The sequence below is a fragment of the Pseudomonas sp. P108 genome, assembly GCF_032613195.1.
Taxonomy (GTDB): Bacteria; Pseudomonadota; Gammaproteobacteria; order Pseudomonadales; family Pseudomonadaceae; genus Aquipseudomonas.
Genome location: NZ_CP126691.1, coordinates 5,002,484 through 5,017,500 on the forward strand (window position 1 = coordinate 5,002,484; position 15,017 = coordinate 5,017,500).

Genomic DNA, 15,017 nt, shown 5'->3' on the forward strand with positions numbered 1-15,017 from the left:
CCGATGATGCTGAATGTGCTACCGCGATCGCGAGCAGGCTCACTCCTACAGGGGGTTTGTGGTGTTAAGGAGAATTTCTTCGGGCACAAAAAAACGGCAGACCTTTGCAGGCCTGCCGTTTTTTGTATTGCCGATGCAATCACTTCGCCTGGTAAATGATCCCCGGGCTGCACTGCACCATCTGGTAATGGTCCGGCAAACCGTTCAACGCTTCGGAAGCGCCAAGGAACAGATAACCGCCCGGCTTCAACGTGCTGTGAATGCGCAACAGAATGTCTTTCTTCACTTCGGCAGAGAAGTAGATCAACACGTTGCGGCAGAACACGATGTCGAACTTGCCCAGCGCGGCATAGCTGTCGAGCAGGTTGAACGAGCGAAACTCCACACGGTTCTTGATCGGCGCCTTGATTACCCAGCGCCCCGGCCCTTTCGGGTCGAAGTAACGCTGCAGACGTTCCGGCGACAAACCGCGACCGATTGCCAGACTGTCGTACTCGCCGGTCTTGCAGTTGGTCAGCATAAGACCGGACAGGTCGGTGGCGACAATCTGCACACCCATCTTCAACTGGCCAAGATTCGTGCGCTCGAACTCGTCGATCGACATCGACAGCGAGTACGGTTCCTGACCCGACGAGCAGGCTGCCGACCAGATCCGCAGACGCTGGTTGGGGCTGGCCTTGATCGCTTCAGGCAGCACCTTGTTCTTCAAGACTTCAAACGGATAGGTGTCACGAAACCACAGGGTTTCGTTGGTCGTCATGGCATCGACCACCTGCTCGCGCAAACCGCTGCGCGGCTGGGTCTGGATGCGCTGAACCAGCTCACCCAGGGACTTGATGCCTTGCTGCTCCATCAGTTTGTTGAGACGGCTCGAGACCAGGTACTGCTTGTTTTCACCGAGCAAAATGCCACAGGCTTTTTCCAGGAAGACCCGGAACTGTTCGAAATCCAAATTACCCGTAGACAATGATGCCGCCTCTTAAATCGTGTTGACCGCCAAGGGCAAAGCGCCCTCAGCTGATATCTGCTGCTTTGATCCGGTCGACTACCCGGGATGCCAGGTCATCAGGGCGGAATTTGGCCAGGAAGTCATCTGCACCGACTTTCTTGACCATCGCCTGATTGAATACCCCGGACAACGAAGTATGCAGGATGATATGAAGCTTTTGCATGCGTGCGTCGCCGCGGATTTCCGCCGTCAGGGTGTACCCGTCCATCTCCGGCATCTCGATGTCGGAAATCATCATCAGGAACTCTTCTTCCGGCTTCTTGCCCTCGTCGACCAGCTTGCGCAGGTAATCCAGCGCCTGTTTGCCGTCGTTCAGCGCCACCACTTCGACACCGATCGTCTGCAGACAACGCGTGACCTGCTTGCGCGCCACCGATGAGTCATCGACCGTCAAGACACGCAAAGACAGTGCCTTGGTCTGGGTCTCGACATCGACCACGCCCACCGAAATCGCTTCCGGTGTCGGCGCAACTTCCGCCAGCACTTTCTCGACGTCGATGATTTCGACTAACTGATTGTCCACCCGAGTCACAGCGGTCAGGTAATGATCGCGACCGGTGCCCTTGGGCGGCGGATGAATCTCTTCCCAGTTCATGTTGACGATGCGCTCCACCGAGCGGACCAGGAAACCCTGGGTCTTGGTGTTGTACTCCGTGATGATCACGAACGGGTTGTTCTTGTCCTTCAACGCTCCGGAACCGGTGGCCATTGCCAGATCAAGGATCGGAATGGTCGCCCCCCGGATATTTGCCACCCCGCACACGACAGGACTGGACTTGGGCATCAACGTCAGCGACGGGCACTGCAACACTTCCCGCACCTTGAACACGTTGATTCCATAGAGCTGCTGACCGTCAAGACGGAACAACAACAACTCCAGGCGATTCTGCCCCACCAGTTGCGTGCGCTGGTTCACCGAATCCATTACACCAGCCATGCCCAGACTCCTACACCAACGCCAAGTGTTGTTGCGACGCACATTCATTGCTAAACGGCACGGCGCTTGCTTTTTAACTCGTATGAACGCTCAAACGACATTTTTCCGACACCTGACCTCCCGCGCTCGCAAAAGCCTTTGCGCGATGTCAGCCGTCTGCTGCTTTTTCGCTGGCAGCCCTGCCATTGCTGATGCGGTTACCTTGCCTGACATGCTTATCGGCGTCACTCAGGGCTTTCTTGAGTTCACCGTAGAAGACTATCTGGCTACCAGTCAAACGGAAGGTCGCTACGAAATCGAAGTAAACCAGCTCGACCCCCGTATGCGCATGCCTATGTGCGACAAGGAATTGACAGCGACTTTGGAGAGCCCGGCACGTCCGTTGGGCCGGGTCACGGTGAAGGTCCGCTGTGAAGGCGCCTCGCCCTGGACCGTGTTCGTGCCCGCTCAAGTCCGCCTGTTTCGCGAGATTGTGACGACCACGCGGCCACTGAAACGCGCAGGGATTATCGAGCCACAGGACGTGACCTTGCGAGAGCGCGACGTAAGCACGATCAACCAAGGCTTTCTGACTTCGGTAGACGAAGCGATCGGGCAGAAATTAACCCGACCAACGGTCGCCGATCAGGTGATTACACTGGTCCATCTGGAACAGGCCGAAGTGGTTCGCAAGGGCGATCAAGTGGTCATCACCGCACGCAGCGGTACGCTGGCCGTGCGCATGCCCGGTGAAGCACTGGCCAATGGCGGTTTGAAAGAACAGATACGCGTGAAAAACCTCAATTCGCAACGGGTCATCAAGGCGCAAGTCACCGCGCCCGGCCAAGTGGAAGTGGCGATGTAGAAAACTGGCGCTGACCCCGGCTGTTCCCTAAACTGTGCCGCAGCAGGACACGCGCCGGCGCATGCAAGGCTCATTGTAAATGTGCCTAAAGTTTTCCAGAGGGTGGCCGAAAACATGGCAAGCGTCCAAATTCCCAGAGGTTTTTATCATGGTCATCGATTTCAGCCGTTTGAACAACTCCTCGTCACTTACGGGCAGTACACGTACCAGCAACGCCAAGGAAACCGCCGAAACCGGTACCTCTGCGCCGCTGAATACCCAGGCCGAAACGGCCAGTACCGCAAAAAGCGGGGAATCGGTACACCTCAGCAATGAGGCTCAACAGTTGCAGAAGGTCACTGACAAGCTGCGCGATCAGCCTGCTGTCGACAAAGCCCGTGTGGCCGAGTTGAAAGCCGCGATTGCCGATGGCAGCTATAAAGTCGACAGCAACCGTGTAGCCAGCAAACTGCTCAACTTCGAAGCCCAGCGCTAGGCCTTTGCCTGCGCCAGGCTTTTGGACGCTTAAAACCCAAGGCCAGCCATGCACGACACTAATTTATTGCAACTGATCAACGACGACTTTGCTCCAGCTCAACAATTGCTGGAGTTGCTGCAAACCGAATCCCTCGCGTTGCACGGTCGCGACATGCCACTGCTCGAAGAAATTCTGGCGCACAAACAGGCATTGATCATTCTGCTTGAACAGCATGGCCGCAAGCGCAGCGAAATCCTTGCCAGCCTCAACCTGCCAACCGATCGTTCAGGTCTTGAGCAACTGGCTGGCCAGTCGAGCATTGGCGATCAGTTGCTGAGCCAGGGCGATGCCCTGACCGATCTGATCGCTCAATGCCAGGCGGCCAACGTCAAAAATGGCCAGTCGATCCAGATCCAGCAGGCCGCCACGGCCAATCAGCTGAAGATCCTTACCGGTGGTGAAGCGCCAGCGCTTTATAACGCCAGCGGTACATTTGCCAAACCCGCCGTACCGCGTCCGCTCAGCCAGGCATGAGCCGTTGATGCGCCAGCTCTATCAACCCGCGGAACATGCTGGCAAAATGCTGGCTAGTCGTCATATTTTGTCTGGAGATTGATAAACCGTGTCCAACGCCCTCAGCGCGGATGATGCTCCGCAGCCCCCTAAGGTGCTTACCACGCCACTGGAAATCTCCAGCAACCTGCGCCAGCTGCAAGAAAGCCACGATCCGCTGATCATCACCTTCCATGAGCGCAGCCAGCGTTTTCAGAGCTACCTGATCAAGGTCGACCGCGACAGCGCTTCGATCGCTCTGGACGAAATGATCCCGCGCGATGGCGAACGCTTTCTGCTGGCCGGTGAGCCGTTCAAGGTCGAAGGTTTTCATGACGGTGTGCGCATTGCCTGGGAGTGCACCGGCACGCTGAATATCGAGGAATCCGAGGGTGATCGCTTCTACACCGGCGAGCTACCGACCGAAGTGGTTTACCACCAGCGCCGCAATGCTTTCCGCGCCGCGCTGAAACTGACTGATCTGGTCAGCGTTGAACTGGGCGGCGAAAAGCTCAAGACACCCATCAACGGCAAACTGCTGGATATCTCCGCGACCGGCTGCAAGCTGCGTTTCGAAGGCGATATCACTGATCGTCTGCAACTGGGCCAGGTCTATGACCGCCTGATCGCCCCGCCGCTGTTCGGCAACCAGCCAACCTCCGTCGAACTGCGTTATCTGCACTTCGAAGAAAAACTCAACATCACCTTCGCCGGCCTGCGCTTCCACAACATCAGTGGTCAGGCTGCACGCAACGTTGAGCGTTTCGTTTATCAGCTGCAACGTGAAGCACGCCGTTTCGACAAAGACGATATGTGATTTGCAGCGACAATAAAAAGGGCAGTCCCTGGCGGGGCTGCCCTTTTTTATGCGTGGTGTTTTTTGTTCAGCTCAAGGTCTGCCGCCACTGAGATCTGGCGCGGGCTTGTCGTTGCCACTATCCGTTTCAGTTTCTGCCGCAGGCTCTGGTTGTGTATCGGGTTCAGGCGCAGGTTCGGGAGTCGGCGGCGCTTGCACAGGGTCCTGCACCATCTGCTCCTGCACCACCTGCTCGTCTACCCGAGGGTCAAGCGCGGCCACCAGCGGCGAGCTGGACATGCTGTCAGGCATGGCCACGTGATGCAGCGGCGCGTCGTCGACCTGATGCAGATTGGTCACGGCTTTCGGCCGGATCCGCCACACCAGCACCAGTGCGAAGAAACTGAAAAACGCATACAGGCTCTGACTGCCAAACAGCTTCATCAGCACACCCGCCAGCAATGGCCCGATGCTCGCGCCGACACCGTAAGTCACCAACAGCATCGCCGTCAGCGATACCCGCCGATCACCTTCGACATGGTCGTTGGAAAACGCCACCGCCAGCGGATACAGACAGAACTGCACCAGCGAACACAAGAAGCCAACGCCGAACAACACCTCCAGCGGCACCTGCGGCAGGATCGCCAGCGGCAACGCAGCCAGTGCGAGAAACCCGGCGAAGCAGCGAATCAACAGCGCCCGATCATAACGGTCGGACAACCAGCCCAGCGGCCACTGCACCAATAAGCCGGCAAAGATGCAGCTACCCATGAACAGACCGACCTGCTCGGTCGACAGCCCCTGCTGCGAGGCATACAGCGGCGCCAGACCATAGAACGAACCGATGATCAAACCGGCACCCAGCACCGTACTCAGCGACTGCGGCACCCGCTTGATAAAGAAACGCGGCTCCATCGGTGCCGGATGCAGGGGCGCCGGGTGAATCCTTCGAGTCAATGTCACAGGCACCAGGCACAGCGCGAAGCACAGCGCGACCAGCATCAGCAGCTCCAGACCCAGCCCGGGGTGCATGACCAGAATCAATTGACCCAGCACCAGGCCAAGGTAAGACGCAATCATGTAACCGCTGAATACCAGACCTCGCTGATTGGCATCAGCCTGCTCGTTGAGCCAGCTTTCAATCACCATGTATTGGCACATCATGCCCAGACCGACAATGGTCCGCAGCACCAGCCACGCCGGCAGCCAATCGACCAGACCATGGCCAAGCACCGCCGCCCCGACGATCCCGGCACAGGCAGAATAAGCGCGGATATGCCCGACCCGGGCAATCAGTCGGTGACCGATCTTGCCGCCCAGCACCAGGCCGAAATAGTTTGCCGCCATCAACGCACCGACCCACAACCCGTCGACGTTGTCAGCGGCCAGGCGCAGGGCCAGATAGGTCGATAGCAGGCCCGAGCCGATCAACATCATCAGCGAGGCGAAATACAGCGCTCGAAAGGATTTCCAGATTTGGCGCATCGGCGTTCCGAGCGGCTCCTTGCAGTAAAGACCGGGCTACCAAAACGATAGCCCGATGGCGACGGTTCGTCAGGCCTGGGCTGCTAGAACACGCCGTTCCCAGGGAGTGATTTCATCAAAGAAGCTGGTCAACTCCATGGTCTTCGAAGCGATGTAGCCTTCGATGAACTCCTGTCCGAACAGTTCCCTGGCCAATTGACTACGTTTCAGACGTTCGAGGGCGGCGTGCAAAGTACATGGCAACGAAAGATTGTCCGGCACCTCGAACTCGCCCTGAATGGCTTCGCTCGGTTCCAGCTCATGCTCGATCCCATGCAAGCCGGCGGCCAGACTCGCGGCGATCGCCAGATACGGATTGGCATCGGCGCCCGGCAAACGGTTCTCGACCCGACGTGCGACCGTCGAACTCGCCGGAATGCGCAGCCCGGCCGCACGGTTGTCGTGGGACCAGCACGCGTTATTCGGTGATGCGTACGGATGGCACAGACGCTGATAGGAGTTCACATTGGGTGCAAACAGTGCGGTGAAATCAGCCATGCCTGCCTGCTGACCACCGATGAAGTGGCGGAACATCGCTGTCGGTTCACCCTGCTCGTCACTGAAGACATTCTTGCCGCTGTTGCTGTCAACGATGCTCTGGTGAATGTGCATCGAACTGCCCGGCGTGTGCGCCAGTGGCTTGGCCATGCACACCACGGTCAGGCCGTGCTTGAGCGCAACTTCCTTGAGCAGGTGTTTGAACAGAAAGGTCTGGTCGGCCAGCAGCAGCGGATCACCGTGCAGAAGATTGATCTCGAACTGGCTGACGCCCATCTCGTGCATGAAGGTATCGCGCGGCAAACCGAGGGCCGCCATGCATTTATAGACTTCGTTGAAGAACGGCCGCAGACCATTATTGGAACTGACACTGAACGCCGACTGGCCATCCTCGCGACGACCATCAAGGCCCACCGGCGGACGGAACGCTTGGGTCGGATCAGTGTTCGGGGCGAAGACAAAGAATTCCAGCTCGGTCGCCACCACCGGCGCCAGGCCGCGCGCAGCGTAACGGGCAATGACTTTTTTCAACTGGCCACGGGTCGACAGATTGGAGCTTTCGCCAGTCAGTTCATCGGCATCGCAAATGGCCAGGGCTCGGGGGTCGTCGCTCCACGGCAGGCGATGGATCTGGGTCGGCTCGGCAATCAGTGCGAGATCGCCGTCATCGCTGCCATAAAACCGCGCTGCCGGGTAACCGCCCATAATGCATTGCAACAGCACGCCCCGCGCCAGTTGCAAACGCCGCCCTTCGAGGAAACCCTCGGCGGTCATCACTTTGCCCCGGGGTACGCCGTTCAAATCCGGCGTGACACATTCAATCTCATCAATGCCCGTCAATCGCTGCGCGAGTGAACGCTGGCCATCGGTTGTCATGACGCAATCCTTGTTATTGTGCGAGCCGCGAACGGCGACCCGTACAAAATAGGCTTCGGCTGTTCGGAATATCAAGCAGCGTCAAACAAAAAGGCGCGTCACGGCAGATAAAGGCTGAACACCCCGCCACCGAGTGGACCGCCGTTGCGGATTTCGGTGCGACCTTCAACACCGTTGCGCTGATGCAGCGCTGCGATGCGGTTGGCGAAATACAAACCGAGTCCGGTGCTGCCACTGCTGTGATTGATGCCTTGCACGTAATCAGCCTGACGCTCGAGCATCTCGGCCGGATAGCCGTCGCCGTCATCGTTGATGCTCAGCACCAGTTGTCCGGCCTCGTCACTGACGGTGATCAGCAGCGACTCGCGAGCATAACGAATGGCGTTGTTGATGCAGTTACCAAGCACCGAGGCAATCAACTCACGGTCGAAGAACCCCAGCGGACTCAACGGATCGACTTCATACGTGGCGATGATCCCGCGACTGGCAAACACCTCTTGATGCGCCGCCAGTTGCGCCTCGATAAAGTCATCGAGTTCGTGATACGCAGGTTGCAGCGGCAACTGATTGACGCCGAGCTTGTACAGCCCGAGCAACTGCACCAGCATGCCGTTGAGGTGGGCGAACTCGAAGTCGATCACGCCCTGCTCCGTGCCTTCGCGCAGTTCTTGCGGCAAGCGCCCCAGCCATTGGCTGTGAGCCTGCATCAGCATGGCCAGCGAGTTCTTCATGTCGTGGACAGTGGAGGCGATCACCGTAGAAAAATCCAGAGCCTGCTTGTCGTGGTTCATTCGCCAAACGCCTTGCTTTTCAGCTTCTGATAACGCGCAAAACGCGCGTCGGTGTCGGGCATCAGGCCAACCATTTTCAGGCAGGCCCGACATTCTTCCAGCTCCGCCGACGGCACACTGGTGTCGGTGCCGTGCAGCAGCGACTGGGCCATGTTGAGCGCGATACTGATGTTCTTCGGTTGCATCTTCAGCGCCTTGCGGAACACCTCGCGGGCCTCGACCAGGTTGCCGGTCTTGTACACCCGCACGCCCTGACGGTTGAGGTCGGCAGCGGCATTGCTGGAGCTGAGAATAGTCGGATCATCGGTCAGCTTGGCGATGTCTTTCATTACCGCCGGATCATCACCGTAGATCTCCGCGCAGCTCTTGAGCATCGACGTGCCCGCCTCGGCCTGACCGAGCATCTGCAACTGCTTGGCGACCAACAGCGCCGCTTCCGGACTCATGAACTGCTCCATGCCGTCGAGGCGCATCAGCGCTTGTTCGGTGAGCTTGTCAGCGGTTTCCGCATCGTTGAGCAACAGGCTGGTAGCTTTCATCAGACGCGCGCGAATCTGCAGGCCGGGGTCGGTCGGGTTCTCTTTGGCCACCGCACTGAGTGTGGTGTTGATCTCCAGCCGTGTACGCGTGTCGAGACCGCGTTCACTGCCCTTGCTGATCAGCGCGTGAGCCAGGCCGAGGTTGCTTTCCGGGTCCTTGAAGCGCGACTGCGCGCCCTGCGCCACCGCCTGCCGATAAGCACGCGAGGCGGTGTCAAAATCTTCGTTGGTCATGGCCAGTTTGCCCAACAGCGCCTGTCGACGCACCGCCAGCGGCGAGAGACGAATAGCCTCTTCCAACACCTGCTGCGCGCCTTTGGTGTCGCCCTCGGAAACCAACACGTCGGCCATGCCGTCATACAGCGCCGGCATCATCGGGAACACCTTCAGCGCCTTTTCATAGACACCTTTGGCTTGGGCAACTTGCCCACGCTTGAACAGCAACTTGCCCAGTCCGGTAAATGCCCACGGCAACGGCCGATCAGCAATGATGCTGTCGTAAAGACGCTCCAGCGCTTCGTTCTGGTTCATGTCGCGCAGCGCATCAGCGCGGTAGCGCAGGCACAGCGGCGAATAGCGGATGTCCTGCTTGCACAGGGCGATGCAAGCGTTGAGCACCTCGACCGGTTTGCCACGGTCGAGGGCTTGCAGAATCGGTTTGAGCAACGTCTTGCGCTGCTCCAGACGCTCCAGGCGCTGGGCCAGACCGGAACGGTTGAACGGCTTGGTCAGGTACGCATCCGGCTCATGCTCGAGGGCACTGAGCACCATCGCCTGACTGGTCTCGGCGGTGACCATGACAAACACCGCTTCATGGCTGATGAGCTTTTCCAGCATCAGGTCTTCGAGTACCTGCTGGCCGTTCTTCTTGCCGTCGCCAAGATGGAAATCCTGCAGGATGAAATCGTAGGATTTCTGTGCGCACATCTTCAGCGCCTGCTCACCGGTGTCGGCCGTGTCGACGTCCTTGACCCCAAGCTCACGCAGCATCGAACGCACGGAACTGCGGAAATCCGAGAAATCATCGACGATCAGAAAACTCTTTTGGTGATACGACAGCATCGAAGATTTCCAGGCAATTGAAGTAAGGGCAATTTCAGGCGCGCAGATGATAGCTGGCGGCCAAATGCCATCAAGCGATTTCGCGCGACTTTTAAGTCACCGAATGGGTTATCGGCCAGAAGTGCTGTTCCCTGAAGCCGGCGCTTCAAGATTCCTCGCCTAGCGATTACCCTGCGCGCCGGTTCAACTTTCCACTACAAGGTTTACATCGTGTACATCAAAGGACGCTGCATCACGTCTGTCTGTGCGCTGCTGTTTATACAGCAGGCAATGGCGGCTGGAATGGACTGCACAAAAGCGGCGAATGCCGTCGAGAACACTGTTTGCGCGAACAAGTCGCTGTATGAGCTGGATGCGCGGATGGGCGTGGTTTATCGGGATTTATTCAAAGCCTCTGCTCCTGCACAAGCTGAACTCAAGCGCACGCAACGGCTGTGGCTGAAAATCCGCAATGCATGCGCCGAAGATATTTCGTGCCTGAGCCAGCACTATCAAGAGCGCCTGCAAGCGCTGCACGCGCAGTGGCAGGCAACGGTTGCCTATCAACCGGATGACCTCGATAAACAGGCGCTGGACGATCTGCAAAAGCGCATTCAAGCCGCCAGTAAAGATGATCCAGAGTTTGCGCTGGATCGGGCACTCGCCGCGCTCGCCGTCAAAACAACTGCCGGCGGTTTTGACGGTGAAGCAAGTGAAGAGGATTCGTCGATAACGCACTTTCCGACATCGCAGCCCAAAGGCGTTAGCGCCAATGAATGGCGAGCGCTCACCGCTTCCCTGATCACTGACGCGGCCGAAACCGGCCTGAGTTCCTACACCTTGCGGGATCTGGATGGCGACGGGCAACGCGATCTGATTGTAAATACTTACGCCGGGGGTACCGGCCTGTTTACCTACGTGGAAACCTGGCGGCGCGACGGTGAACGGTTCGTCAAACGTTCTGTTGAGCCCGAAAGTTCGCTGTTCTACACCAATGATCGCGGCGCCAATCAGTCAGTGGACTGGATAAGCCTGCGCGGCAAGACTTACGCGGCTTATCGAAACAGTGAGTACGGCGTTGACCGGGTCTACTTGCTCAACCCGCTGAAAATCAACGTCCAGGTGCCTACGGTGACGATCCGCTATCGCTATGACCTCGACGTACCCATTCTTCAACACAAAGATGACGGCAACAGCACGTTTGAACTCGAACCCGATCTGCACCGAGCGCTCAATCTGGCAGTCGCGAAAGTAAATGAAACCGCTGCTATCCCTTCAAAAGAACCGCTCTGCCCTATTCCTGCTACCGGTGCCGGTGAAAACGATTACTACAGCTTTGGCCCGGCGCATTACAGCATTGAAAAAGTCGCCGACCTGCCGGTCTTCATTGGCAATGATTGTTACATCAGCGCTTTGATCGACTGGTTCGGCAGTTACAGCGAAAAGAATGGTTTGTTCGCGCAACTGGCCTTGCGTAAACCGGACAGCGATGACGGCAGCCGCACATACGAAGTTTACGGTCGCCGACACATAACCGAAGTCAGCACTTCAATGGGTAAAGTTGAGCTGAACGAAGGTTAACTGTGCATCCTGTCTAATGTTCACAATCAATGATGTAGTCGCGGCTCGCCGTGGCAATTCGTCGGCTGACGGTAATGCAAAAAGCCCTGTCGCAATTTCCATTGCGACAGGGCTTTAAATTTGAAACTGATCGCGTTCCCAAGCTTTCATCCTTGAAACACTTTCCTGCGGGCAAAACAAAACCCCAACTGCTTTCGCAATTGGGGTTTCGGAATTTAATCTTGACGATGACCTACTCTCACATGGGGAAACCCCACACTACCATCGGCGATGCATCGTTTCACTGCTGAGTTCGGGATGGGATCAGGTGGTTCCAACGCTCTATGGTCGTCAAGAAATTCGGGTACTGAGTCGTGACCTTGTGGCCTCGCTTCAGCAAATTGGGTATGTGACAGCTTTCGGTGTTTGTGCTGCTTTTTTAAGTGCAGTCGAACTTTCGGTTCGTTTCGTCTTCACACACCGCAACTTGGCCTTTCGACGCAAATTGCTTGGGTGTTATATGGTCAAGCCTCACGGGCAATTAGTATTGGTTAGCTCAACGCCTCACAGCGCTTACACACCCAACCTATCAACGTCGTAGTCTTCGACGGCCCTTCAGGGAACTCAAGGTTCCAGTGAGATCTCATCTTGAGGCAAGTTTCCCGCTTAGATGCTTTCAGCGGTTATCTTTCCCGAACATAGCTACCCGGCAATGCCACTGGCGTGACAACCGGAACACCAGAGGTTCGTCCACTCCGGTCCTCTCGTACTAGGAGCAGCCCCTCTCAAATCTCAAACGTCCACGGCAGATAGGGACCGAACTGTCTCACGACGTTCTAAACCCAGCTCGCGTACCACTTTAAATGGCGAACAGCCATACCCTTGGGACCGGCTTCAGCCCCAGGATGTGATGAGCCGACATCGAGGTGCCAAACACCGCCGTCGATATGAACTCTTGGGCGGTATCAGCCTGTTATCCCCGGAGTACCTTTTATCCGTTGAGCGATGGCCCTTCCATACAGAACCACCGGATCACTAAGACCTACTTTCGTACCTGCTCGACGTGTCTGTCTCGCAGTCAAGCGCGCTTTTGCCTTTATACTCTACGACCGATTTCCGACCGGTCTGAGCGCACCTTCGTACTCCTCCGTTACTCTTTAGGAGGAGACCGCCCCAGTCAAACTACCCACCATACACTGTCCTCGATCCGGATAACGGACCTGAGTTAGAACCTCAAAGTTGCCAGGGTGGTATTTCAAGGATGGCTCCACGCGAACTGGCGTCCACGCTTCAAAGCCTCCCACCTATCCTACACAAGCAAATTCAAAGTCCAGTGCAAAGCTATAGTAAAGGTTCACGGGGTCTTTCCGTCTAGCCGCGGATACACTGCATCTTCACAGCGATTTCAATTTCACTGAGTCTCGGGTGGAGACAGCGCCGCCATCGTTACGCCATTCGTGCAGGTCGGAACTTACCCGACAAGGAATTTCGCTACCTTAGGACCGTTATAGTTACGGCCGCCGTTTACCGGGGCTTCGATCAAGAGCTTCGCGTTAGCTAACCCCATCAATTAACCTTCCGGCACCGGGCAGGCGTCACACCCTATACGTCCACTTTCGTGTTTGCAGAGTGCTGTGTTTTTAATAAACAGTCGCAGCGGCCTGGTATCTTCGACCGGCATGAGCTTACGGAGCAAGTCCTTCACCCTCACCGGCGCACCTTCTCCCGAAGTTACGGTGCCATTTTGCCTAGTTCCTTCACCCGAGTTCTCTCAAGCGCCTTGGTATTCTCTACCCAACCACCTGTGTCGGTTTGGGGTACGGTTCCTGGTTACCTGAAGCTTAGAAGCTTTTCTTGGAAGCATGGCATCAACCACTTCGTGTTCTAAAAGAACACTCGTCATCAGCTCTCGGCCTTAAGATCCCGGATTTACCTAAGATCTCAGCCTACCACCTTAAACTTGGACAACCAACGCCAAGCTGGCCTAGCCTTCTCCGTCCCTCCATCGCAATAACCAGAAGTACAGGAATATTAACCTGTTTTCCATCGACTACGCTTTTCAGCCTCGCCTTAGGGACCGACTAACCCTGCGTCGATTAACGTTGCGCAGGAAACCTTGGTCTTTCGGCGTGGGTGTTTTTCACACCCATTGTCGTTACTCATGTCAGCATTCGCACTTCTGATACCTCCAGCAAGCTTCTCAACTCACCTTCACAGGCTTACAGAACGCTCCTCTACCGCATCACCCGAAGGTGATACCCGTAGCTTCGGTGTATGGTTTGAGCCCCGTTACATCTTCCGCGCAGGCCGACTCGACTAGTGAGCTATTACGCTTTCTTTAAAGGGTGGCTGCTTCTAAGCCAACCTCCTAGCTGTCTAAGCCTTCCCACATCGTTTCCCACTTAACCATAACTTTGGGACCTTAGCTGACGGTCTGGGTTGTTTCCCTTTTCACGACGGACGTTAGCACCCGCCGTGTGTCTCCCATGCTCGGCACTTGTAGGTATTCGGAGTTTGCATCGGTTTGGTAAGTCGGGATGACCCCCTAGCCGAAACAGTGCTCTACCCCCTACAGTGATACATGAGGCGCTACCTAAATAGCTTTCGAGGAGAACCAGCTATCTCCGAGCTTGATTAGCCTTTCACTCCGATCCACAGGTCATCCGCTAACTTTTCAACGGTAGTCGGTTCGGTCCTCCAGTTAGTGTTACCCAACCTTCAACCTGCCCATGGATAGATCGCCCGGTTTCGGGTCTATTCCCAGCGACTAGACGCCCTATTAAGACTCGCTTTCGCTACGCCTCCCCTATTCGGTTAAGCTCGCCACTGAAAATAAGTCGCTGACCCATTATACAAAAGGTACGCAGTCACAGAACAAAGTCTGCTCCCACTGCTTGTACGCATACGGTTTCAGGATCTATTTCACTCCCCTCTCCGGGGTTCTTTTCGCCTTTCCCTCACGGTACTAGTTCACTATCGGTCAGTCAGTAGTATTTAGCCTTGGAGGATGGTCCCCCCATATTCAGACAAAGTTTCTCGTGCTCCGTCCTACTCGATTTCATGACTAAGAGATTTTCGCGTACAGGGCTATCACCCACTATGGCCGCACTTTCCAGAGCGTTCCGCTAATCTCAAAGCCACTTAAGGGCTAGTCCCCGTTCGCTCGCCACTACTAAGGGAATCTCGGTTGATTTCTTTTCCTCAGGGTACTTAGATGTTTCAGTTCCCCTGGTTCGCCTCTTGCACCTATGTATTCAGTACAAGATAACCATCTTATGATGGCTGGGTTCCCCCATTCAGACATCTCCGGATCAAAGTCTGTTTGCCGACTCCCCGAAGCTTTTCGCAGGCTACCACGTCTTTCATCGCCTCTGACTGCCAAGGCATCCACCGTATGCGCTTCTTCACTTGACCATATAACCCCAAGCAATCTGGTTATACTGTGAAGACGACATTCGCCGAAAATTCGAATTTCTCAATTAAGAGAACTCACAAATTTTACCTTAGCCTGATCCGTTACCAGTGAAAGTAACGTTCAGTCTATCTTTCTATCACATACCCAAATTTTTAAAGAACGAACTAGTCAAAGACTA

At 56.1% G+C, this 15,017-nt stretch carries 11 protein-coding genes and 2 rRNA genes; 5 read left to right on the forward strand and 8 right to left on the reverse strand.

Going from position 1 to position 15,017, the window contains the following annotated elements; translation table 11 throughout:
• Positions 1–139 precede the first annotated feature (139 nt).
• Both cheR and QOM10_RS21990 read right to left on the reverse strand, forming a co-directional pair.
• Complete coding sequence (cheR, locus tag QOM10_RS21985) at positions 140–967, reverse strand: protein-glutamate O-methyltransferase CheR (protein ID WP_016983976.1); 828 nt, start codon at positions 965–967, stop codon at positions 140–142.
• Between the two features lie 46 nt (positions 968–1,013).
• Positions 1,014–1,946, reverse strand: a complete 933-nt coding sequence (locus QOM10_RS21990; protein ID WP_007917585.1) for a chemotaxis protein CheV — start codon at positions 1,944–1,946, stop codon at positions 1,014–1,016.
• Positions 1,947–2,028: 82 nt separating this feature from the next.
• Between QOM10_RS21990 and flgA the strand changes: the two genes are divergently transcribed.
• The 4 genes from flgA to QOM10_RS22010 all read left to right on the forward strand — a co-directional run bounded on the left by flgA (position 2,029) and on the right by QOM10_RS22010 (position 4,616).
• A complete protein-coding gene (gene flgA, locus QOM10_RS21995; RefSeq protein WP_081265242.1) occupies positions 2,029–2,790 on the forward strand; it encodes a flagellar basal body P-ring formation chaperone FlgA in 762 nt (253 codons plus the stop codon).
• Positions 2,791–2,938: 148 nt separating this feature from the next.
• Positions 2,939–3,265, forward strand: coding sequence for a flagellar biosynthesis anti-sigma factor FlgM (gene flgM, locus QOM10_RS22000; protein ID WP_316916940.1), 327 nt, complete (start codon positions 2,939–2,941; stop codon positions 3,263–3,265).
• A 48-nt stretch (positions 3,266–3,313) separates the two neighbouring features.
• Positions 3,314–3,781, forward strand: a complete 468-nt coding sequence (locus QOM10_RS22005) for a flagella synthesis protein FlgN (RefSeq protein ID WP_127929418.1) — start codon at positions 3,314–3,316, stop codon at positions 3,779–3,781.
• Between the two features lie 88 nt (positions 3,782–3,869).
• A complete protein-coding gene (locus tag QOM10_RS22010; protein ID WP_150776192.1) occupies positions 3,870–4,616 on the forward strand; it encodes a flagellar brake protein in 747 nt (248 codons plus the stop codon).
• A 72-nt stretch (positions 4,617–4,688) separates the two neighbouring features.
• On the opposite strand, the gene QOM10_RS22015 is transcribed toward QOM10_RS22010, so the two are convergent.
• The 4 genes from QOM10_RS22015 to QOM10_RS22030 form a co-directional block, all read right to left on the reverse strand.
• On the reverse strand, positions 4,689–6,080 hold the full coding sequence (locus QOM10_RS22015) for an MFS transporter (RefSeq protein ID WP_127929420.1): 1,392 nt from the start codon (positions 6,078–6,080) through the stop codon (positions 4,689–4,691).
• Positions 6,081–6,149: 69 nt separating this feature from the next.
• Positions 6,150–7,391, reverse strand: coding sequence for a glutamine synthetase family protein (locus QOM10_RS22020; RefSeq protein WP_316918393.1), 1,242 nt, complete (start codon positions 7,389–7,391; stop codon positions 6,150–6,152).
• Between the two features lie 200 nt (positions 7,392–7,591).
• Complete coding sequence (locus QOM10_RS22025) at positions 7,592–8,284, reverse strand: sensor histidine kinase (protein ID WP_127929422.1); 693 nt, start codon at positions 8,282–8,284, stop codon at positions 7,592–7,594.
• Positions 8,281–9,885: a tetratricopeptide repeat-containing response regulator gene (locus QOM10_RS22030; RefSeq protein ID WP_150776189.1), complete on the reverse strand. Its 1,605-nt coding sequence runs from the start codon at positions 9,883–9,885 to the stop codon at positions 8,281–8,283. Before QOM10_RS22030 ends, QOM10_RS22025 begins: the two co-directional genes overlap by 4 nt.
• Positions 9,886–10,167: 282 nt before the next feature.
• Between QOM10_RS22030 and QOM10_RS22035 the strand changes: the two genes are divergently transcribed.
• Positions 10,168–11,445 (forward strand): lysozyme inhibitor LprI family protein, encoded by a 1,278-nt coding sequence (locus QOM10_RS22035; RefSeq protein ID WP_224794680.1) that lies wholly within the window; start codon positions 10,168–10,170, stop codon positions 11,443–11,445.
• 219 nt (positions 11,446–11,664) lie between these two features.
• On the opposite strand, the gene rrf is transcribed toward QOM10_RS22035, so the two are convergent.
• Both rrf and QOM10_RS22045 read right to left on the reverse strand, forming a co-directional pair.
• A 5S ribosomal RNA gene (rrf, locus tag QOM10_RS22040) occupies positions 11,665–11,780 on the reverse strand.
• A 164-nt stretch (positions 11,781–11,944) separates the two neighbouring features.
• Positions 11,945–14,838, reverse strand: a 23S ribosomal RNA gene (locus tag QOM10_RS22045).
• Positions 14,839–15,017: the final 179 nt, after the last annotated feature.